Below are 20,600 nucleotides of genomic sequence, written 5' to 3'. Positions count from 1 at the left end.
TAAGATGCCAAGAATAAATTAGTGTTCAGCCCATTCGACTGTAGACAGATCAACACCATCTTTGTACATATCCCAAAGAGGAGAAAGATCACGTAATTTTTGTACAGCAGCTTTGGTTATTTCAAGTACATGGTCGATATCTTCTTCAGTGGTATATTTACCGAAGCTGAAACGAATCGAACTGTGCGCAAGTTCATCAGACAAACCTAATGCACGAAGTACATAAGAAGGCTCAAGTGTTGCAGAAGTACATGCAGAACCAGAAGATACAGCAGCATCTTTCAATGCCATCATCAATGATTCGCCTTCAACAAAGTTGAAGCTCACATTGAGGTAGTTTGCAACATTGTATTCAGGATGACCATTTAAGAACACTTGTTCTAAACCTTGTAAGCCATTCCAAAGTTTGTCACGTAATACACGAATGCGTTTTTGTTCAGATTCTAGGTTTTTGCCTGCAAGTTCAAATGCTTCACCCATACCCACGATTTGGTGAGTTGCAAGTGTACCAGAGCGCATACCACGTTCATGACCGCCACCATGCATTTGAGCTTTAAGACGAACACGTGGGCTACGACGTACGAACAGTGCACCAATGCCTTTAGGACCATAAATTTTATGAGCAGAGAAACTCATTAAATCAATTTTCATGGTTGAAAGATCAATTTCAACTTTACCTGCGGCCTGAGCAGCATCAACGTGGAAATAGGTTTTATTTGCGCGTGTGATTTCACCAATGGCAGCAACATCAGTCACGGTACCAATTTCGTTGTTCACCATCATCAGTGAAACAAGAATGGTATCTGGACGAATCGCAGCTTTAACCATTTCAGGAGTAACTAAACCTGTTTTTGGCTCTGGCTCAAGGTAGGTAATTTCAAAACCTTCTTCTTCGAGTTCACGGCAAGAATCTAAAATTGCTTTATGTTCAATTTTACTTGTAATGATGTGTTTGCCTTTAGAGGCATAGAATTGTGCAATACCTTTTAGTGCAAGGTTATCTGATTCAGTCGCGCCAGAGGTCCACACGATTTCACGTGGATCTGCTTTAATTAAATTGGCAACTTGTTCACGTGCATATTCTACTTTTTCTTCCGCCTGCCACCCGTAAGCATGAGAACGAGATGCAGCATTACCGAAAGTACCATCGAATGTTAAGCACTCCATCATACGTTCTGCAACTTGAGGATCTACCGGAGTGGTTGCTGCATAATCAAGATAAATCGGACGTTTCATGTCAAATACCTGTAACCGATAAAAGGGCTGAATCAAAACTTGGTGAATTTTGGCGAATTGCAACGGTTTGTACGTTGTCACGTGCTACCAGATCAGCAAGCGTAATTTTTGCTAAATAATCGGCAATGTGGTGGGAGAGTTCTTGCCATAAATCATGAGTCAAGCACATTGCACCATTTTGGCAGTTGCCTTTATGGTCACAACGAGTTGCGTCAACTGTTTCGTTTACAGCTTCAATAATTTCTAGCACAGTGATTTCTTCAGCGCGACGAGCAAGATGATAGCCACCGTTGGCACCACGTACACTAGAAACTAAGCCGTGACGCTTTAATTTCGCAAATAACTGCTCAAGATAAGCAACAGAAATAGTTTGACGAGCTGCAATTTCAGCAAGCGTGATCGTTTTTTCAGTTGGCTGCAAAGCTAAATCAAGTAGAGCAGTCACTGCGTAGCGACCGCGAGTAGTAAGACGCATGATTCGATACACATGTTAAGACTAGATGGGTCGATTTTAAGAATCCTGACTAAAATAGTCAAGTTTTTTATGAGGCTTTAAATTGTTTTGTTTTATAAGAAAAATCGTATATTTATCCAAGCCATAAATTATACACTAATAACGCAATCAAAAGCACGGTGGTTACAATAAACACGATATTCATTCTTTTCTGCTTTTGTTGAATGCGACGAATACGATTTTGGTATTGCTTCACTTCAACTTCCAGGCTATTTATTTTTGAGCGTTGCAAGTCAATTTTTTCCAAAAGCGGGACAATGCGTTTTTTAGAGGCGATAATATCCTGTTCATCATCTGGTTGGGTTAACCATTGTTTCCAGTCTGATAAAACTTTTGGAAAGCTAAAAAGTAAAGCTAAATCGCGAAATTCATCTTTTAGTGTCAGGTCGCCATCGATACGCATTTTTTTGATACTGCGACGATTGGCAAACACAAAGACTTTAATTAAATCCATAAGAGTGGTGCGGATATCCAGATCAACCGCTTGCTCTGGTGCTTTGGTGTCAAATAAAACACCATGTTCAGTAAATTGAACGTAAAAATCAAAATAAGGCAAATAGCTATTAATTTTAATCGCAACTTTTTGATCTATAAATTTTTTAGCCTGTAAACCAATGACGCGATCATGCTTTAAAATGAGTGTAAAAATTGTTTCAAGAACAATCATAGTCATTGTGAGCAACAAATGCGGTTGATTTTGACTTTGCTGCGATTCACTCATAAAACTTAATCCTTACCTGAAATAGAGCATCCTAGCTCGTAAAATATGCTTCAGGACTTTAAACCAAATACATAATAATCTTGCTTTGTAGAACAGTTTAGCAAATCTATCAAGTATTTAATTTGCTATTATCAGTGTATTTTATGGATAAATATGTTTGGTAGTACATAAAACAATCAGGAGAAAGCATTAATGGATAAGCAGATAGAAGATCAGGACGATGAACAGAAAGCAGCGGAAAATACTGATAAAAAAAAGAACAAATCGCGTGACGGGCGAAAATCCGGGCTAGATTTCCGTAAATATACCCAACAAATCTGGCTTGCCGGTTTAGGTGCTTTTTCACGTGCAGAAGAAGAGGGAAATAAGTTATTTGATTCTTTAGTTAAAGTGGGAGAAGAACTGGAATCTAAAACCACGGAAATCGCTGACCAAACCGTAGAAAAGGTGTCAGAGAAAGCCAAAGAGTCAGTGACAGATACCAAAGATAAAGTTGAGAAGCTGATTGACCATAGTGTGAACCATTCTTTAAACCGAATTGGTTTGGTCACGGTAAAAGATATTCAGCATTTAGAAAGTCTCATATTACAACTACATAGCAAGGTCGATTTTTTGCTTGAAGAAAATAAGTCTTTAAAAGAGCAAATTGTAAAAAAATGAAACAATTTTGCTTTTTCTGCATTTTTCAACAATTTTTTTCGCATTTATTTTGCAGAAATCGATATCCAGAGTATTGCGTTTTGCCCTGAACCATTGCTATAAAGGTGTTATGGAATCCTTAGACCTTAAATAAACGATATTAAGAGGACGTAATCTTCATGAATAAATCAGAATTAATCGATGCAATTGCAGAGAAAGGGGGATTGTCTAAGACTGATGCAGGTAAAGCCTTAGATGCGACAATTGCTTCAATTACTGAAGCACTTAAATCTGGTGATACTGTAACACTTGTTGGTTTTGGTACATTCAACGTAAAAGAACGTGCAGCACGTACTGGTCGTAATCCACAGACTGGTGCAGCTTTAGAAATTAAAGCAAGCAAGGTTCCTAGCTTTAAAGCTGGTAAAGGTTTAAAAGATTCTGTTGCTTAATCTTTTTTAAAGCCAATAAACGCGCCGCTTAGGCGCGTTTTTTTATTAATATGCCTATTTTGGGTTTGAACTCATTCATTCATTGTGGGTTTTCGGGTAAAATCCCTCACAAATAAAATATTGGAATACTTATGGAATCTTTTCGTAAAGTTATTAAGGGTTGGTTGGGCAAAGCACTGCTCATTTTGTTTTTGACCCCTTTAGCGCTTGTAGGTATTGAAGGATATTTTAGTGGCGGGAAGTCAGAAGACACAGCAAAATTAGTCAATGGCCAAGAAATTTCTAAAAAAGAACTAGAAACACTGACAAAATCATTTAAAGAACAATACTTGGCGTATGCCAATGGTGATGAAACTTTATTGAATCAATCTTTTATTCAAAATAAAGCGATGGATACCTTGGTTGCGCGTACCTTGTTATTGCAGCAAGCAGAAAATCTGGGTATTTCATTAAGTGATGCACAGATTGAGCAGATGGTTGCACAACAACCAAGTTTTCAAGAAAATGGTAAATTTTCTGAAAGCTTGTATGCAAACTATTTGCGTTCAGTGGGTATGACCAGTCAAGCTTTAATTACGAATTTGCGTCAAGACCATGCCTTAAAAATGTTGACTTCAACATTTATGGATTATGCTTTGGTCAGCAAACTGGATATTGAGCAGATTGCAAACTTGCAAACTGAACAACGTACCTTGCATCTTGCAAGCATTAAACTTGATGACTACAAGAAAAATGTAAAAGTAACGGCTCAAGACATCGCTGCTTATTACAACAAGCATCAAAATGCCTTTAAGCAGGTTGCAAGTGTGGATGTGGATTATGTTGTGTTGACACCTGCGAATGTTGCACCAGCGAATACGCAAGTGACAGAGGCAGAATTGCAGCAAGCTTATGCAACATTTGTAGAGGCGCAAAAGAAAGATGCTAAACCATTGGTGAAGCATATTTTAATTGCGGCAGATACTCGTTCAGATGCAGAAGCGAAGAAATTAGCCAATGATGTGGCTGCGAAAATTAAAGCAGGCATGACGTTTGCTCAAGCTGCTGCGCAATATTCAGATGATACCGAATCTAAAGCTAAAGGCGGTGTAGTAGACGCATATGTTAAAGGTGTATTTGGTGATGCATTTGACCAGGCTGTGGATTCTTTAAAATCAGCGCAAGTCTCCGCTCCGATTAAAACCCAATATGGTTATCATTTAATTGAAACAGAAGCGGCTGCCGTGAAGCTTCCATCATTTGAAACTGAAAAACCACGTTTGCTGGCTGAATTGCAAAAGAACAAATCTGCAAATGCCTTTTCAGATACTGTAAATGCGTTGAATGAAATGGTCATCGGAAGTGATGCACTTGATGTCGTTGCACAAGAAGTTAAAGGTGTAAGCGTTCAATCGGTCAAGGGCATGACTTTAGCGACTCAACATCCTGTACTTAGCGATGCGAATGTAAAAGTTAAGCTATTTAATGATGATGTGAAAAATGGTGATCGTAATGCGTCAAGCAGTATCCAGTTAGCAAATGGTGATACAGTTTGGGTGAAAGTACGTAATTACCATACTGCTGGTGTGCAAACTTTGGCAGAGGCAACACCTCGTGTAAAAGCTAAACTGATTGAGCAAAAAGCAATTGATGCTGCGAAAGCAAAAATTCAAACTGCATTAAATAGCTTTAAATCACAACCTGCCGCAACTGTATTAGCGCAAAGCAACATCGCATTTGAAAGTGCAGGTGTATTTACGCGTTCGCAAGGTCTGAAACGTGAGATTGAACGTGCAGCATTTAGTGTTCCAGCACCGAAAGCAGGCATGTGGTCAGTAACAACAGCTTCATTGCCAAATGAGTTGGTGGTTGTAGCGGTGTCTAATGTCAATAAAACAACGTCTAATGCTTTAACTGATGAGCAGTTGAATGAATTGTCTAAGTTGTACCAACAGCTTCGTGGTCAACAAGAACTGGATGATTACACTGAATACCTTAAATCACATGCGAAAATTAAATAATTCCGTATGAAATAAAAAAACCTGCATTAATGCAGGTTTTTTTATGGGCTAAATAAAGTTTTATTCAGCGCGTAGCTTAAGTTCATAGCCTGAGTATTTACGAATATTAATCACGCCAGTATCTAAAATGAGATATTGACCTTTAATGCCGAGCAGTTTTCCGCGAATCACTGGTGTCTTGTCCAGATTATGCGATTTAATTTTTTCAGGATATTCATCCACTGGATAAACAAATTCACGTGGCAATTCGCTTTCCATGATTTCAATAGTTTCATTAAATTCGAGGTTCTGACTGAATTCATCACGAATAGTTTGAATTTTCGGTGCAAATTCTTCAATCAGTTGCTCACGAACTTCAATCAAATCTAATGGCTCAGCTTCACCTTTCAGTAGTTTTCGCCAATCAGTTTTGTCTGCGACCTGTGTCCCAAACATGATTTCCAGTTGACCCGATAGACGGCGTGAACCCACTTTCATAATGGGTAGCGCTTGGGTTGCGCCTTGATCGAGCCAACGTGTTGGCATTTGTCCCTGACGGGTGATGCCCACTTTTAAAGCACTGGAATTGGCAAGGTACACAATATGCGGCTGGAAACAGACTTTATGCGCAAAACTATCTTCACGACACGTACCTAGGTGATAGTGACAAGTTTCTGGCTTCATGATGCACATGTCACATGAAGCTTTGGTTTTGAAGCATTTGTAGCAGTGACCTTGTGAGTATGATTTTGGAGTTTTACTTCCACAAGAAACACAATAAATATTGCCGGTCCACTCAATTTCGACTTCTTGTCCTAAACTAAATGGAAGATCAATTTCAGCGCGATCTAGCACAAATTTATATTCTACATTTGCCTTACGGGTCTGTTGATCAGTTACAATAGGGTCCTTTAGACCCGCATGCATTTTATGGCAAATGCCTTGTAGTTCCATGAAGAATACTCTCTCAAATAATAAGGATGCAGTTATGGCTGAACAAAATGTCATTGCTTCAATGCTAGACGATTTATCCAAAGAACAGCCTATTCAAACTGCATTATGTATTGGCCAAAATCTTGCACAATACGACAACAATCAATCAATTCAATGGCACTATTTTAACGTAACTGAGTTTTTAAATCTGCCTTTTACACAGCGATATGATTTGGGGTTGGTATTGCTTGATTCGCCAGAGTTGCTCGATATTTCCGATAATCAAAAAGCACAATTGCTGGTCAAACTACGTGATTTGATGGCGAAGCGTATTGTGGTGGTGAGTCAGTTGCAAGATGAGAAATTATTACGTTCTTTAGGCTTTACCCAACTGATTGATAAAACCCAGCATGATAGCAATTTTGCTTTATGGCAATTTAATATCCTGACCTATAAACATGTGCCGGACTGGTTTAATTCCAAGTTTTGGGCAAACCCGGAAAACTGGAATAAATTCCGCTGGTAAGACTCAAGCATTTATTGCTTTTCTAAATCTTGCAAAACTTAACAATTTGTCCTCATTCCTAGTTTTGAAAGCATCGTATGCTTTTCTTAAGCGAATAAAAGGATAATACGATGACAAACCTTAGCAATATTGTGGAAATGCTGGCGAAACAGGCTTTGGGTGGCAACCAGCAAAATCAGTCACAACCTCAATCACAACAGGGCGGTTTAGGTGGAATTTTGGGTTCCATCTTGGGACAGATGAGCGGTAATAATACGCAGCAACAATCTCAACCCAACCAGCAATCCCAACCGTCACAACAAGGTGGATTAGGTGAGATTTTGGGTTCGGTCCTGAGCCATCTAGGGGGTGGAAACCAACAAACTCAAAGCACACAACAAACAGGTAATGTTGGTGGTGGTGCAAAAACATTATTGATTGCAGTTTTGCCTTTGGTTTTGGCATGGATTCAAAAGCAAGGGGGGATACAAGGTGCTTTGGATAAATTAAAAGGTCAGGGCTTAACCAGCCAAGTGGATGATTGGGTTTCGACTGGTCCGGGTGAAAATGCAAGTGTGGATCAACAACAGGTTCAAAGCTTATTTGATGAGCAGGACGTAGAAAAAGTGGCGGAAGAAGCGCATGTGCCTAAACAGGATATTTACAGTGCGATTTCAACGGTTTTACCACAAATTATTGATTCATTGACCCCACAAGGTGAACAGACCAATAAACAAGAAGCCAATGCAGATATTCAGCAAGTCATGAACTTGGTTTCTGGCTTTCTTAAACGTTAAGATTTTGCTTTTTAAGACCAGTTGGGTTGCTGACTTGACTGGTTTTTTTATATCTAAAATTAATTTTGATGACTAATTACTTAAATGTTACTGATGGTTTTCCATGCTAAAGAGTGTGTTGGATTTGGATATCTTTTTAGCAATATAGTGCGATTTTTTTAAACGAATTAAAATAATCTGTGATTGAAATTCGAGTTCACCAAATTCTGGCTCAACCTGAACATAATGCAATTGACCGAAGCTATCTCTAACCCGTGCCTGTGCAGAAAAGCCTGGGCGGGCATTGCCACTGGATATCGTAGCTAGACGTCCAAGCAAACTAACCTGTTGTCTGGTGAATGTAGGTTTGATGACTTGATCAAGACAATGAATCATAAACACAGTGAAGAAAATCGCAATGATGAGTGCGGGGATCACTAAGTAAAATGCGGGCAGAAATTCCTGTTGCTGGGTATAAACACACAGTTGAAGAAAATAGCCAGCAAAGCTGAAGTTCATCAGTAAAAATACCACAATCAGTGTTTTGGAAAATTTAACATTCAACAGTGGTGATTCAGAGAGTTTCTTTGGAGACAGTTTCTTTAGATATTGCGTAGGTCGAATATTAAAGTAATAACCAATAGTTTCTGCCATGCTGAGTAAAACTAAAGCCAATAAACTTAAATGAAACGGGATTAAGTCATAGTTTTGCAAAAACTCAAGCATGGCAAGATTCCAGTAGGGTGTGTTCTATTTATTCTTCGTTGAGGTAAATTCCACCATCAGAATGCACGTTGATCGCTACTTTTTCAAGTGATTGCCCCTGGCAAGGACCAGAAATACATTCACCTGTTTCAACCAAAAACAGTGCTCCGTGTGTAGAGCATTCAATATATTCCTGGTCACGATCCAGGAACTGGTTTTCTAAAAACTCCAGTTCAACCTGTAAGTGCGGACAGAGATTCTGATAGGCATAAAATGCACCATCACGCTGGGTAATAAAAATGGTGTCACCATTCGGCGTTTCGTATGAACGCGCTTCACGTTCAGGAATTTCTTCCATCATCGCAATTTTAATCATTATGCACATTCCTTTTGGAAGTTGTTTAATAATTCCGCGTAATTTTCTACACTCAAACGTGGGCCGAATTGTGAAACGACTTCACTTGAAATCAAAATCGCCAATTCAGCAGCAGCTTTAAGGCTTAAACCTGCATTTAATGCGTAAAGGAAAGCACCCGCAAAAGCATCACCCGCACCATTGGCATCGACCGCTGTTACCTTGCGACCTGGAACTTTAAGGGTTTGCTCTGAATCAGAAATTAAAGCGCCTTCTGCAGATAATGTAATGACAGTGTATTTACTTTTCAATTGCAATTTAGCCAATGCAGCTTCAATTGAATCGGTTTCTGTATACATTAACGCTTCATGCTGATTACAAAGTAATACATCTACGCCATCATCAAGCAATTCATCCAAACCTTGACGGGCATATTGCACCATTGCCGGATCAGATAAAGTTAATGCAATTTTTACACCATTAGCTTTGGCAATTTCACGTGCGTGTTTAACGGCTTGGCGTGCAGTATCGCTGGTCGATAAATAACCTTCAATATAGAGCCATTTTGCTGTTTTTAACGGTTCAAAATTGATTTGTGCTTCACTGAGTTCTGCAGTAATACCCAGGAAAGTTTGCATGGTGCGTTCAGAGTCAGGGCTGACAAGAACCATACAGGTACCAGTCACACCATCACTGACTGATTTTTCAGTAGTTTGAATGCCGGCTTCATTTAAGCCTTTTAGGTAAATACGACCTAACTCATCATTACCGACACGGCATCCGTAAAATGCTTTACTGCCTAAAGCACTAAAAGCAACGGTGGTATTTGCAGCAGATCCGCCCGATGCTTGACCTTTATATACTTGCGTTTCTTTTAAATTATTATATAAATTTGCTTGTGTTTCACCATCAGTCAACTGCATAGTGCCTTTTTGCAAATTTTGCTGAATAAGGAAATCGTCAGAGACTTTAAATTCTTGGTCGATTAATGCATTACCAATTGCAAAAAGATCAACAGTTGCCATGTCTTTCGTTCACATTTCAAAATAAAACGCTAAGTTTACACCAATGCTCATGATTGCTGTAGATTGATGAATAAAATTCAATATATGGCTGATTTATTCGTACAAAATGCACTATAGGAAAGGATTAGGAAGGTTAGATGAATATCACGATTGCTAAAGCTGAACAATTACCTGCACAAATCACAGAATTAGCCAAGCAAGCTCAGAAAGAAGGATTCCAGCTTATTGATCAGTTGGTTGAAGAATATGAAAGTGGCAAAAACAGGTTTGATCAACCGGGGGAATTTCTTTTTTTTGTTTATGATGATGAGAAACTGATCGCCTGTGGTGGCTTAAATCAGCAATGGAATGAAAATGAAATTGATGCCCGTATTGGTCGTGTACGTCGTTTTTACGTATTACCGAAATACCGTAAGCATGGTGTGGGTAAACAGCTTTTACAACATTTGGAAAAAAATGCCCGTGCAAATTTTTCCGCACTTTGTCTGAATACAGACACAAAATCTGCAGCAAATTTTTATCAGAAACAAAATTACGTCTTTGTTGAAAATCATCCGAATTATAGTTATTTCAAATATCTACTCTAGTTTAATCACATCCGGTCATGATGCTGTGGGGGCTATAGACTCAGCAGCGTCATGAGCTACGTTCACTTTTAAATTCCACGGATGAGTTTTTAATTGCTCGAGTAGATTCTATAAAGTCAAAAAAACAGCTTTAAATTTTAATGTTGTGTTAAGTGCTTCAATTGAAAATATCAGCAAAGATCTTGATTGAGTCAGATTGATGAATCAACAACAAAATATTGCAGCTCACATTTCTAAAGTTCCTCAAATCACCGCGCTTTTCTGGATTACTAAAATTTTTGCCACAACCTTTGGTGAAACTGGTGGCGATGCTGTATCGATGTCTTTAAATTTGGGCTACCTGATCAGTACCTTTATTTTCGCGGTATTCTTTGTTGCTTTCCTATTTTTTCAAATCAGTTCTAAATCTTACCGACCTTATTTGTATTGGCTAACGATTATTGCCAGTACCACTGTGGGAACGACACTGGCGGATTTTGTCGATCGGTCATTGGGGATCGGATATATCGGCGGAAGTAGCGTGTTGCTGGGTTTGGTCTGCTTGTCTTTATTGAGCTGGTATAAAGTTGAAGGCAGTATTTCACCGCATACAGTGAATTATCCACGGGCAGAAATCTTCTATTGGTTAACCATTACCTTTTCCCAAACTCTGGGTACGGCTTTAGGAGATTGGTCGGCAGATACCATGGGACTGGGTTATAGCGGTGGTATTATCCTTTTCGTAGGTCTAATTTTGTTAATTTTGGCACTTTACCTCTTTACGCATGTATCACGAACTTTGTTATTTTGGAGTGCATTCGTTTTAACCCGCCCGTTGGGTGCAGTGGTGGGTGATTTTCTGGATAAGCCGATCGCTTCTGGTGGTCTGGATTTAAGCCGCTTCACAGCTTCAGCTGTGATATTTATGGCGATTTTATTGTGTATTTATTTGAGCAATAAAGTCACATCAAAACCTGTTCTAAAGACATGAAAATGTTTTGGGGTATGATTTAAAAAATAGCAATTAGTTGCTATTTTTTTTGCATTGAAAATCGTGCTGATTTTGATTAAAAAAGAAGGACGTTGAAACTAGACTGAAATGCTAGGAAATTCGTAACTGTACGAATCCATATAGTTCAAGATTCAGGTATAATCACAACATCTTATAAATATGTATACATTAGGAGATCACATGACTGTAGATGTCACTGAAACCATTACTCAAACTGTTCATCCTGCGTTTCAGTTGATACGTCAACACCATGTTGAGGCCTTAGACGTTCTTGTGTCTGAATATAAACATAAAGTGACCGGTGCGACGCATTATCACCTTGCAAGTGATCTTGATGAAAATGTCTTTCTGGTGGCGTTCCGTACTCAACCGATGGATTCAAAGGGTGAGGCGCACATTTTAGAACATACCGCACTCTGTGGTTCTGAAAAATTCCCTGTCCGTGACCCATTCTTCCTGATGATTCGTCGTTCATTGAATACCTTTATGAATGCGTTTACCTCAGCCGATTGGACAGCTTATCCATTTGCAACGCAAAACAAAAAAGACTTTCAGAACTTGTTGGAAGTGTATTTGGATGCTGCTTTTGCTGCGAATTTAAACGAACTGGATTTCGCTCAGGAAGGTATTCGTATTGAGCTGGAAAATGGCGAACCGGTTTATAAAGGCGTCGTGTTTAATGAAATGAAAGGGGCAATGAGTTCTCCTTCAGATCAGCTGTATCATCAATTGGCGCATCATTTATTTCCGAAAACCACCTATCATTACAATTCAGGTGGCGATCCTAAAGATATTCCAGATTTAACTTACCCAGAGTTAGTCAATTTCTATAAATCACATTACCATCCAAGTAATGCTGTGTTTATGACTTTTGGTAATGAATCTGCCTATCACTTACAAGAACAATTTGAAACTTTGGCCTTGTCTAAATTTGAGAAAGGTCAAACGCTGCATTCAACGCCTGAAACACGTTTAACTGCGCCGATTGAAGTCACAGAAACTTATGCTGTAGATGCAGAAGATTTAACAGATAAAACCTATCACGTGATTTCATGGTTATTACCTGAAGCGAGTGATATTAAACTGCGCTTAGGCATGCGTCTGGTTGAAGGAATTCTGCTTGAAGATTCTGCTTCGCCCTTACTTCATTACCTCGAAACCTGTGATTATGCACAATCTACCGGTCCACTTATGGGCGTAGATGATTCAAACTTTGAAATGACTTTCTTCTGTGGCGTGCAGGGTTCAAATCCTGAACATGCGCAGGAATTCAAAGAGGGCGTATTCAAAATTCTGCAAGATGTTGCCTCTAAACCCGTTGACTCTGCAATGGTCGATGCCATTTTGCATCAGATTGAATTGCATCAGCGTGAAATCAATGGCGACGGTATGCCATATGGTTTAAGCCTGATTTTAAATGGTTTAGGCAGTGTGATTCATCACAGTGACCCAATTCATGTTTGGGACGTAGATACCGCGATTGAGCAAGTCAAAGAAGAACTCAAAGACCCAATGTGGTTGTCGAATCTGATTAAAGAACATTTGCTTGATAATACTCATCGTGTGCAAATGACTTTAGTACCTGATGCAACGAAATCCGCGAAGGAATCTGAAGCTGAAAAAGCACGTTTGGCTGAAATTGGTGCCAAACTGACTGATGAGCAAAAAGCTGAAATTATCAAGCAAACTGAAGCGTTAAAAGTTCGTCAAGATACACCAGATGATATGAACTTGTTGCCAAAAGTAGGTCTGGAAGATGTGCCTGCTGACTTGCATATTGTGCAGGGGCAATTGCGCGAAATTATCAGCAATAATTACGATACGCCTTTGAATTTGTACCATGCAGGTACAAATGGTATTTACTATCAACAAGTGACGGTTAAAATTCCAGATGAAGTGGTGCAGTCACCATATTTCACCTTGTTGTCTGTATTGTTGGGTGAAGTCGGCGCTGGCGAGTACGATTATCTTGAGCTTCAGCAACTGCAAACAGCGGTCAGCGGTGGCGTTGGGATGGGTGCATCTTTACGCTCTAAAGTGGATGACAAAAATAAAATCAGTGCATGGTTAACCTTGACCACCAAATCGTTGGTGAATAATTTTGAAGCCATTCGTATATTGAAGTTGGCATTTGAACAACTACGTTTTGATGAAAAAGACCGTATTATTGAATTATTACAACAACGTAAAACACGTTGGCAATCACGTATTTCAGGTTCAGGTCATAGTTATGCGATGCAAATTGCATCACGTAACTGTAGTGCTTTAGCGCAACGAGATTATCAAAATACCGGCTTGGGTGCACTGAACTGGTTAAGTGAGCTGGTTACTAAAATTGAAAATGACGAAGCTGCATATGATGCGTTAATTGCGGAATTAAAAGCCATTCATCGTTTACTTTTACAAGCTCCAAAACAGTTTTTACTGGTGTGTGAAGAACATCAATCTGATCGTTTGATTGAAGAAATTCAAGATGTTTGGGACAAGTTGGCCGTTGATAAAACACCGGTAGAATTAACGACAATTTTCACAGAAAATAGCAATAAAGACGAAGCATGGTTAATTCAAGCCAATGTTCAATTCTGTGCTGCTGCTTATCCTGCTGTAGAAGTCTCTCATCCTGATGCAGCGCCGTTAATGGTGTTGGCTGCATATTTACGTAATGGCTTCTTGCATAGTGCAATTCGTGAAAAAGGTGGGGCTTATGGTGGTGGGGCGAGTTATGATGGCAATGCATGTTCGTTCCGTTTTTATAGCTATCGTGATCCGCGCTTAGCAGAAACATTTAAAGACTTTGAAGCAAGTATTGACTGGTTGTTGAATACCGAGCATTTAGAGCATCAACTTGAAGAAGCAATTTTAGGCTTGGTTGCGAGCATGGATAAACCGGGTTCTCCAGCTGGGGAGGCGATTAGTGCTTGCTATGCTTTATTACATGCACGTACGCCGGCAGTTCGAAAACAATTGCGTGCACGTTTACTTGCCGTGACTCTGGATGATTTAAAACGCGTTGCAGAACAATATCTAGTTCAGCAAAAACCAGTGAAAGCTGTGGTTGCACCCGTTGCGAAACGTGACACCTTGGTTGAACTTGGTTTTGATATCAAACAAGTAAACTAAAAGAATAAACTGAGGTAAGACCCTATGGCGTTCAAAACAATTGAACGCACTACTTTGCAACTGAGCATGATCATGCTCAGTTCATTGTATGTGACGAATGTAAATGCAGTAAGTCCCGAATCTTCAATTACACCGGCAAGTCCTGAAGCCTGTGTGGCATTGGAATCCAATGCAGATCGTTTAGCTTGTTACGATGCTTTGTTTAAAGTTCCTGAGGCTGATAAAACACCGCTGCTTTCAGAACGTCAGGCAGCAAATGAAATGGCGCCTAAATCGACTGAACCAGCAACGATTAAAGAAAAAATCAGTCAGGGAGTCAGTAATCTGTTTGCTGTTGAAGGTCCGAAAATTGACCCAAATCGGTCATTGCTGGATAAGCGTTGGGAATTGTCTTCCGACAGTAAACTCGGTACCTGGAATATTCGTGCGCATCAGCCAGTTTATCTCATGCCAGGATTTTGGACTTCTGATAAAAATGAACGTCCTTCAAGTCCTAATGAAAATAATACGGTTCAAGTGGGTGATGAGCAAAATCTGAAATCGATGGAAGCTAAATTCCAGTTATCATTAAAAACCAAAGCGGTTGAAAATCTGTTTGGTGACAATGGTGATATCTGGTTCGGTTATACGCAATCATCACGTTGGCAGGTTTATAACGCAGATGAATCTCGTCCTTTCCGTGAAACCAACTATGAACCTGAAGCCAGTCTGATTTTTCGGACCAATTATGAAATCTTGGGTTTAAATGCACGTTTACTGGGTTTGACGCTGAACCATCAATCCAATGGTCGAGCAGATCCTTTATCGCGTAGCTGGAATCGGGTGATTTTTAATCTTGGTTTTGAGCGAGATAACTTTGCGTTAATGGTGCGTCCTTGGTATCGCATTGAAGAAACTGCCAAAGATGATAACAATCCTGACATTAAAAATTATATTGGTCGTGGTGATTTAACTGCATTCTACCGCAAGAATGATCATGAATTTTCACTTATGCTGCGTCATTCGCTTAAAGGCGGTGATGATGCACATGGGGCTGCTCAGTTTGATTGGGCATTCCCGATTAGTGGGAAATTACGTGGACACTTCCAGTTATTTGATGGTTATGGAGAAAGCCTGATTGATTATAACCACCGTGCGACCTATGTCGGTCTAGGGGTGTCATTAATGAATTGGTATTAAAATTTATCCAAGCATCATAAAAAAAACCACTCTATAGAGTTAATGCCAGTCAGTTAAGAAATTGGCTGGCATTTTCTATTTTGAATTCATCATGTTATTTGATACGCGGATCCGTCATTCGCAACTGTTTGAGGCAGGATTACATTAAGAAGTTACTGTTTCTGCGATGGATTTGCTACTCGGTGGTAGTGGACGAGTTTTGCGAATGACAAATGCTTTTGGTTCTTTTGGCTAAACAAAAGAACTGATGAACTCCAAATATTTGATTTAAAAAAATAAGACTCCGCTGTGAATAATCCAAAAGCTAAGGAGTTTATGGTCAAATCCCTTAACTGATCAGCATTACTCAATGGAGTGGTTTTTTTACATCGAGAATTCATAACAGTTAACCAATTTGAATATCTGCCGGTGGGTGTTTTAAGCGACTCTTTTTAGGGGTGGCAATCAGGTAGGCTAAAGTAAGCGGTCCTAAACGGCCTGCGAACATGAGTAAGATTAAAGCAATCAAGCTTGCAGGTTGAAGTTCACTGGTTACCCCACGGGACAAGCCTACGGTACATGCGGCTGAAACCGCCTCAAAGAGTAAATCCAGAAAGTCTTTTTCTGGTTCTAAAATCAGCAGGGTAAAAAATCCAAAAAAGATTAAAATGGCTGTGATTGAAACGACGGCTAAAGCTTTAAATGAGGTGGTTTTGGAAACGGAATGATTAAATACCCGTAATTCTTCAGAGCGGCGTAAAAAAGTGATGACGCTTAAAACCACAATAATAAAGGTGCCGACTTTAATGCCACCCGCAGTACTTAATGAACCACCACCAATAAACATCAGGATCATGGTAACTAAGGTTGAAGCATCGGTCATGCTGGACATATCCAGGCTGTTAAAACCCGATGAGCGGGGAACCGTTGCATGGAACCAGGAATTTAGAGCTTGATCACCCAAGCTCATGCTAGAAAGTGTTAGCGGATTGTTTGCTTCTAATCCCCAAATGACGATAAAGGCAACCAAGTTTAACCCTGCAATGGTGGAGAGGATTAATTTGCTATTGGGACTTAATTTTTTCCAGCGATGGGCACGTTTAATATCCATGAGTACCACAAAGCCAATTCCGCCAATAATGTAAAGCATGCTAATGGTAAAAGTAATCAAGTAATGGTCTGCAAAGCTCATCAAACTATTCGGGAAAAGGGAAAAACCACCGTTATTAAAAGCAGAAACACTATAAAAAGCAGCATAGAAAAATGCGCGGGTAAACTCATATTCCTGCATCCAGGCAATGGTCAGAATAACCGTGCCCATAGCTTCAAAAAATAAGGAATATAAAAGCACGCCTTTAATGGTGAAAGACACTTTGGCCAGACTGGTTTGACCAATGGTTTCCTGCGCCATGACTTGCTGTTTTAATTTGATATTGGAAGACAGGCTTAATGCTGCAAGGATGGCAAAAGTCATAAAACCCAAGCCACCAATCTGCAGCAAAAGCATAATCACGATTTGACCAAAAGTGGTATAGGCTTCCCCGACATTGACCACGGAAAGCCCAGTAATGGTCACGGCGGAGGTGGAGGTAAACAGGGCATTGAGCCAGCTTAATTCCCCATGATGGGAAATGGGGAGTTTAAGTAATAATGTGCCTGCAAAAATAAAACTTAAGAACCCTAAGGCAAGTAAGCTGGGAGGGCTCAGATTGACAGTATGATGGTTTTTATTTTGCGCTTGATTCATATTTTATTTAAACCGGGCAGACAGTTTTCGTAATGGTTCAAGTTCACCTTCAACCACTAAGATATCACCTTCTTGCAAAATTAAATTGGGATCAATGCTATATATAATTTCCTTGCCGCGTTTGTGTAGAATCGTTTTAATTCCTGAGCCATGATCCATAAGGTGGTGGAAGCGCTCACCCTTTTGATTTGCCTTAATTTCAATTTTAACGATGAAATGGTTATCTTCTATACCCATATAACGACTAACCATCGGGTAGCTTAAAGACTGTGCCACGCGGGTACCCATATCTTCTTCTGGATGAATGATTTTATTCACGCCAAGATGGGTCAAAATCATGTGATGGGCTTTGGATTTAGCTTTGGCCCAAATCTTGTTCATGCCCATGTTTTTCAGATGCAGGACACATAAAATACTGGCTTCTATGTCCTCACCAATCGCGACCACAACAGCTTCGCAGTTTTGAATATTCAGTTCTTTGAGCACATGTTCATCGGTGGCATCTGCAATCACAGCATGGGTGATTTGGTCTGAAATGCTTTCAACATTTCTTTTGTTGTTGTCGATACCAATCACATCGTGATTTAAATTCACCAGTTGGGTTGCAACGGTGGCACCAAAACTACCTAAACCAATGACTGTAAATAGTGCCATCCAGATTATTCCTTATCCATTTTTATGTGGTTTTGATTCATGAAGTGTATGCAACTATAAACTCATTTTATAATTTTATTATTCATTCAGCTATCAGGCTTACAAAATTATATATAACAAAGGTTTATTTCTAAGAGGGCATAATCGCATGCAGGCAATATCAATATGCAGAATTTTATAAATTATTGAATTTTTACTGCTTAATCATTTGAGGGAATTTTGAGGAGATAAAGAACGATTGTGCTCATTGCATAACGTCACAAAACCTTCCAAAACCCTGTATATAATTTACTCAGATAATTTTCTATTTTTATAGTGAATTAAAATGGATGATAAAAAGATCTTTAAGATATTGCAGGGATGGTTTCCGCTGCTGGAACAACGGGAAATCCCAAAGAAGAAAAACAGGCACTTCTTTGAGCAATTTCTGGCGTGGATGGCAGCTGAAAAAGTGGCTAACCATTTCCAGGCTTATTTAATGTCTGTTGATTCTGAAAACCCTCATGAAAATGGGCTGGAGCGATGTGCTATTTTGCAGCACATGAATATTGATATGGGTTTAACCCAGCAGCAAATTCGTAAAAGAACCACGCCTTTATATGAGCATTATAAGAAGCATAAAGAGGTCATTGGGAAATACTACAATGTGAATGCGCAGGCTTTTGATATTGTTTTTGAAGAAATTTTTACTTTTTTAGAGTCGAAAAATTTAGAATTATTAATCATTTATGCAGATACGGCGTATTGGATGGCAGTTCCCAATGAGGATGTTGAAATCCATAAATTCTGTAAATCTTTCTCGAAGCAATTTAAGGATGAAGGGATTTGTATAGAACACTATATAAAACTGGACTGTTTAAGGTCGACTTAAAACTTTTTGGATTTTTTAAAAAAAAGAGCCATTTACTGGCTCTTTTTTTGATGTTTGAGTCTTATTTTAGGAAACGCTGATAACCCAGGTTATTGGTAATTTCTGCATATGGATAAGTAATACTTTCCAGTGTTTCGATTAAACCATCTGGATTCTGTTTCGCATCGCTTGCTTCCAAGCCAACCAGTACACGACCTTCCGCTGCGCCGTGATTACGGTAGTGGAATAGGGTGATGTTATGCGTTGGACCCAGGCGTTCCAGGAAAGTCAGTAATGCACCTGGACGTTCCGGGAACTCGACACGGAATAAACGCTCATTTTCGATGTCCGCATGACCACCGACCAAATAACGGATATGCAGTTTTGCAACTTCATCATCAGACAAGTCATCAACATCATATTGCGTTGCCAAGGTGTCATAAATGTCGTGACGTTCTTTTTCACCACTTTTTAAGCTGATGCCGACAAATACTTGAGCAGCACTGGAAGTGCTGGCACGATAGTTGAATTCAGTGATGTTACGACCTTGCAAGGCACGGCAGAAGTTCAGAAATGAACCTTTTTCTTCAGGAATGGTCACTGCAAAAATGGCTTCTTTACGTTCACCGAGTTCAGTACGTTCGGCAATATAACGCAGACGGTCGAAGTTCATGTTGGCACCACAAACAATCGACACCATGTTTTTATTTTCTAAGCCATATTCTGCTACATATTTTTTAATCCCTGCAAGTGCCATGGCACCAGAAGGTTCAACAATACTGCGGCATTCATCGTAGGTATCTTTAATGGCTGCACAGATTTCGTCAGTGTTGACCAAGATCACATCGCGCTCAACAATTGGACCTGAGTTGTCTGATTTTTGCAGGCGAATCACATCAAAGGGTTTTGCACCAATTTGAGCTACAGCCGTACCATCTGCAAATAGTCCAACAGATGGCAGAATCACACGTTCATTGGCTTCAAAGGCTGCTTTTAAACATGCTGATTCATCATATTCAACAGGGATGACTTTCACGTGTGGGGCAACATCACCCAAGTAAGCCGCAACACCAGCGATTAAACCGCCACCGCCTACAGCAACGAATACATATTCCACATCACGCCATTGACGCAAAATTTCATTGGCGATGGTGCCTTGACCTGCCATAACGAGTTCATCATCGTATGGCGGAATAAAAGTCATGCCTTCATCTTGCGCACACTGAATGGCATATTTATTGGCAACATCAAAAGAATCGCCGTGTAATACCACTTCACCACCTAGGCGTTTTACCGCTTGGACTTTAATGTCAGGTGTAGTTTTAGGCATCACAATAATGGCGCGAATTCCCAGTTTTTGACCAGATAGAGCCACACCTTGCGCATGGTTACCTGCTGAAGCCGTAATAACGCCACGTTCCAACTGAGATTTCGGTAATTGACTAATACGGTTATAAGCACCGCGTAGTTTAAAGGAAAAGACAGGTTGTAAATCTTCGCGTTTAAAGCGAATGTTATTGTTTAGCTTTTCACTAATTCGTGGCGCTGCTTCGAGTGGAGTTTCGATTGCAACGTCATACACCGTTGCTTGTAATATTTGTCGAACCAAACGAGACAGCATGTTAATTTTCCATCTAACAGTTTAAAATAGGC

General features: G+C 39.7%; 20 protein-coding genes. 10 read left to right on the top strand and 10 right to left on the bottom strand.

Annotated elements, in window-relative coordinates:
- Nucleotides 1-18 precede the first annotated feature (18 nt).
- The 3 genes from HLH14_RS05140 to HLH14_RS05130 form a co-directional block, all read right to left on the bottom strand.
- A complete protein-coding gene (locus HLH14_RS05140; protein WP_067724657.1) occupies nt 19-1,236 on the bottom strand; it encodes an IscS subfamily cysteine desulfurase in 1,218 nt (405 codons plus the stop codon).
- Nucleotide 1,237: 1 nt separating this feature from the next.
- A complete protein-coding gene (locus HLH14_RS05135) occupies nt 1,238-1,711 on the bottom strand; it encodes an Rrf2 family transcriptional regulator (RefSeq protein WP_067724659.1) in 474 nt (157 codons plus the stop codon).
- Nucleotides 1,712-1,823: 112 nt separating this feature from the next.
- Nucleotides 1,824-2,471: a hypothetical protein gene (locus HLH14_RS05130; protein ID WP_067724661.1), complete on the bottom strand. Its 648-nt coding sequence runs from the start codon at nt 2,469-2,471 to the stop codon at nt 1,824-1,826.
- Nucleotides 2,472-2,663: 192 nt separating this feature from the next.
- On the opposite strand from HLH14_RS05130, the gene HLH14_RS05125 reads away from it, so the two are divergent.
- From HLH14_RS05125 to HLH14_RS05115, 3 genes are all read left to right on the top strand, one after another.
- The gene (locus HLH14_RS05125) at nt 2,664-3,131 is read left to right on the top strand and encodes a phasin family protein (protein ID WP_067724663.1); all 468 of its coding nucleotides are present in this window, start codon (nt 2,664-2,666) and stop codon (nt 3,129-3,131) included.
- 158 nt (nt 3,132-3,289) lie between these two features.
- A complete protein-coding gene (locus HLH14_RS05120) occupies nt 3,290-3,562 on the top strand; it encodes an HU family DNA-binding protein (protein ID WP_004651791.1) in 273 nt (90 codons plus the stop codon).
- Nucleotides 3,563-3,693: 131 nt separating this feature from the next.
- Nucleotides 3,694-5,562 carry a SurA N-terminal domain-containing protein gene (locus tag HLH14_RS05115; protein WP_171532770.1) on the top strand — a complete coding sequence of 623 codons (1,869 nt, stop codon included), beginning with the start codon at nt 3,694-3,696 and terminating at the stop codon, nt 5,560-5,562.
- A gap of 60 nt (nt 5,563-5,622) precedes the next feature.
- Here HLH14_RS05115 and HLH14_RS05110 read toward each other — a convergent pair whose 3' ends face one another.
- Entirely contained in the window at nt 5,623-6,495 is an 873-nt protein-coding gene (locus HLH14_RS05110) for a DUF2797 domain-containing protein (RefSeq protein ID WP_067724667.1), read from the bottom strand.
- A gap of 34 nt (nt 6,496-6,529) precedes the next feature.
- On the opposite strand from HLH14_RS05110, the gene HLH14_RS05105 reads away from it, so the two are divergent.
- Together HLH14_RS05105 and HLH14_RS05100 are read left to right on the top strand one after the other, a co-directional pair.
- Nucleotides 6,530-7,000 carry a DUF6231 family protein gene (locus HLH14_RS05105; protein WP_067724669.1) on the top strand — a complete coding sequence of 157 codons (471 nt, stop codon included), beginning with the start codon at nt 6,530-6,532 and terminating at the stop codon, nt 6,998-7,000.
- A 110-nt stretch (nt 7,001-7,110) separates the two neighbouring features.
- The gene (locus HLH14_RS05100) at nt 7,111-7,776 is read left to right on the top strand and encodes a YidB family protein (RefSeq protein ID WP_067724671.1); all 666 of its coding nucleotides are present in this window, start codon (nt 7,111-7,113) and stop codon (nt 7,774-7,776) included.
- An 87-nt stretch (nt 7,777-7,863) separates the two neighbouring features.
- On the opposite strand, the gene HLH14_RS05095 is transcribed toward HLH14_RS05100, so the two are convergent.
- Genes HLH14_RS05095 through HLH14_RS05085 form a run of 3 tightly spaced genes read right to left on the bottom strand, consistent with a single transcriptional unit; the run spans nt 7,864 to nt 9,840 of the window.
- Nucleotides 7,864-8,481, bottom strand: coding sequence for an OB-fold-containig protein (locus tag HLH14_RS05095; protein WP_067724672.1), 618 nt, complete (start codon nt 8,479-8,481; stop codon nt 7,864-7,866).
- Between the two features lie 28 nt (nt 8,482-8,509).
- Complete coding sequence (locus HLH14_RS05090) at nt 8,510-8,821, bottom strand: Rieske (2Fe-2S) protein (protein WP_171255200.1); 312 nt, start codon at nt 8,819-8,821, stop codon at nt 8,510-8,512.
- 14 nt (nt 8,822-8,835) lie between these two features.
- The gene (locus HLH14_RS05085; protein ID WP_067724675.1) at nt 8,836-9,840 is read right to left on the bottom strand and encodes an adenosine kinase; all 1,005 of its coding nucleotides are present in this window, start codon (nt 9,838-9,840) and stop codon (nt 8,836-8,838) included.
- A 137-nt stretch (nt 9,841-9,977) separates the two neighbouring features.
- Here HLH14_RS05085 and HLH14_RS05080 point away from each other — a divergent pair, with 137 nt between their 5' ends.
- The 4 genes from HLH14_RS05080 to HLH14_RS05065 all read left to right on the top strand — a co-directional run bounded on the left by HLH14_RS05080 (nt 9,978) and on the right by HLH14_RS05065 (nt 15,717).
- Nucleotides 9,978-10,427: a GNAT family N-acetyltransferase gene (locus HLH14_RS05080; RefSeq protein WP_067724677.1), complete on the top strand. Its 450-nt coding sequence runs from the start codon at nt 9,978-9,980 to the stop codon at nt 10,425-10,427.
- Nucleotides 10,428-10,626: 199 nt separating this feature from the next.
- Complete coding sequence (locus HLH14_RS05075) at nt 10,627-11,397, top strand: COG4705 family protein (RefSeq protein ID WP_067724679.1); 771 nt, start codon at nt 10,627-10,629, stop codon at nt 11,395-11,397.
- Between the two features lie 201 nt (nt 11,398-11,598).
- Nucleotides 11,599-14,538, top strand: coding sequence for an insulinase family protein (locus HLH14_RS05070; RefSeq protein ID WP_067724681.1), 2,940 nt, complete (start codon nt 11,599-11,601; stop codon nt 14,536-14,538).
- Nucleotides 14,539-14,562: 24 nt separating this feature from the next.
- Complete coding sequence (locus tag HLH14_RS05065) at nt 14,563-15,717, top strand: phospholipase A (protein ID WP_067724683.1); 1,155 nt, start codon at nt 14,563-14,565, stop codon at nt 15,715-15,717.
- A 385-nt stretch (nt 15,718-16,102) separates the two neighbouring features.
- Here the strand turns inward: HLH14_RS05065 and HLH14_RS05060 are convergent, their stop codons facing one another.
- Nucleotides 16,103-17,443 (bottom strand): TrkH family potassium uptake protein, encoded by a 1,341-nt coding sequence (locus HLH14_RS05060; RefSeq protein ID WP_067724686.1) that lies wholly within the window; start codon nt 17,441-17,443, stop codon nt 16,103-16,105.
- A 3-nt stretch (nt 17,444-17,446) separates the two neighbouring features.
- Nucleotides 17,447-18,097: a potassium channel family protein gene (locus HLH14_RS05055; RefSeq protein WP_067724688.1), complete on the bottom strand. Its 651-nt coding sequence runs from the start codon at nt 18,095-18,097 to the stop codon at nt 17,447-17,449.
- A gap of 325 nt (nt 18,098-18,422) precedes the next feature.
- Between HLH14_RS05055 and HLH14_RS05050 the strand changes: the two genes are divergently transcribed.
- Complete coding sequence (locus tag HLH14_RS05050) at nt 18,423-18,968, top strand: hypothetical protein (protein ID WP_067724690.1); 546 nt, start codon at nt 18,423-18,425, stop codon at nt 18,966-18,968.
- 61 nt (nt 18,969-19,029) lie between these two features.
- Here HLH14_RS05050 and ilvA read toward each other — a convergent pair whose 3' ends face one another.
- Nucleotides 19,030-20,568 (bottom strand): threonine ammonia-lyase, biosynthetic, encoded by a 1,539-nt coding sequence (ilvA, locus tag HLH14_RS05045; RefSeq protein WP_171532769.1) that lies wholly within the window; start codon nt 20,566-20,568, stop codon nt 19,030-19,032.
- Between the last annotated feature and the right edge of the window lie 32 nt (nt 20,569-20,600).

It is taken from the genome of Acinetobacter terrae (genome assembly GCF_013004375.1).
Taxonomy (GTDB): Bacteria; Pseudomonadota; Gammaproteobacteria; order Pseudomonadales; family Moraxellaceae; genus Acinetobacter; species Acinetobacter terrae.
The sequence above is the reverse complement of the archived record's forward strand: the minus strand, read 5'-3'. Positions and strand labels throughout refer to the sequence as shown.

Coding starts and splice junctions, on each gene's coding strand:
- HLH14_RS05140 (WP_067724657.1), bottom strand. CDS start 1,236: ATGAAACGTCCGATTTATCTTGATTATGCAGCAACCACTCCGGTAGAT.
- HLH14_RS05135 (WP_067724659.1), bottom strand. CDS start 1,711: ATGCGTCTTACTACTCGCGGTCGCTACGCAGTGACTGCTCTACTTGAT.
- HLH14_RS05130 (WP_067724661.1), bottom strand. CDS start 2,471: ATGAGTGAATCGCAGCAAAGTCAAAATCAACCGCATTTGTTGCTCACA.
- HLH14_RS05125 (WP_067724663.1), top strand. CDS start 2,664: ATGGATAAGCAGATAGAAGATCAGGACGATGAACAGAAAGCAGCGGAA.
- HLH14_RS05120 (WP_004651791.1), top strand. CDS start 3,290: ATGAATAAATCAGAATTAATCGATGCAATTGCAGAGAAAGGGGGATTG.
- HLH14_RS05115 (WP_171532770.1), top strand. CDS start 3,694: ATGGAATCTTTTCGTAAAGTTATTAAGGGTTGGTTGGGCAAAGCACTG.
- HLH14_RS05110 (WP_067724667.1), bottom strand. CDS start 6,495: ATGGAACTACAAGGCATTTGCCATAAAATGCATGCGGGTCTAAAGGAC.
- HLH14_RS05105 (WP_067724669.1), top strand. CDS start 6,530: ATGGCTGAACAAAATGTCATTGCTTCAATGCTAGACGATTTATCCAAA.
- HLH14_RS05100 (WP_067724671.1), top strand. CDS start 7,111: ATGACAAACCTTAGCAATATTGTGGAAATGCTGGCGAAACAGGCTTTG.
- HLH14_RS05095 (WP_067724672.1), bottom strand. CDS start 8,481: ATGCTTGAGTTTTTGCAAAACTATGACTTAATCCCGTTTCATTTAAGT.
- HLH14_RS05090 (WP_171255200.1), bottom strand. CDS start 8,821: ATGATGGAAGAAATTCCTGAACGTGAAGCGCGTTCATACGAAACGCCG.
- HLH14_RS05085 (WP_067724675.1), bottom strand. CDS start 9,840: ATGGCAACTGTTGATCTTTTTGCAATTGGTAATGCATTAATCGACCAA.
- HLH14_RS05080 (WP_067724677.1), top strand. CDS start 9,978: ATGAATATCACGATTGCTAAAGCTGAACAATTACCTGCACAAATCACA.
- HLH14_RS05075 (WP_067724679.1), top strand. CDS start 10,627: ATGAATCAACAACAAAATATTGCAGCTCACATTTCTAAAGTTCCTCAA.
- HLH14_RS05070 (WP_067724681.1), top strand. CDS start 11,599: ATGACTGTAGATGTCACTGAAACCATTACTCAAACTGTTCATCCTGCG.
- HLH14_RS05065 (WP_067724683.1), top strand. CDS start 14,563: ATGGCGTTCAAAACAATTGAACGCACTACTTTGCAACTGAGCATGATC.
- HLH14_RS05060 (WP_067724686.1), bottom strand. CDS start 17,443: ATGAATCAAGCGCAAAATAAAAACCATCATACTGTCAATCTGAGCCCT.
- HLH14_RS05055 (WP_067724688.1), bottom strand. CDS start 18,097: ATGGCACTATTTACAGTCATTGGTTTAGGTAGTTTTGGTGCCACCGTT.
- HLH14_RS05050 (WP_067724690.1), top strand. CDS start 18,423: ATGGATGATAAAAAGATCTTTAAGATATTGCAGGGATGGTTTCCGCTG.
- ilvA (WP_171532769.1), bottom strand. CDS start 20,568: ATGCTGTCTCGTTTGGTTCGACAAATATTACAAGCAACGGTGTATGAC.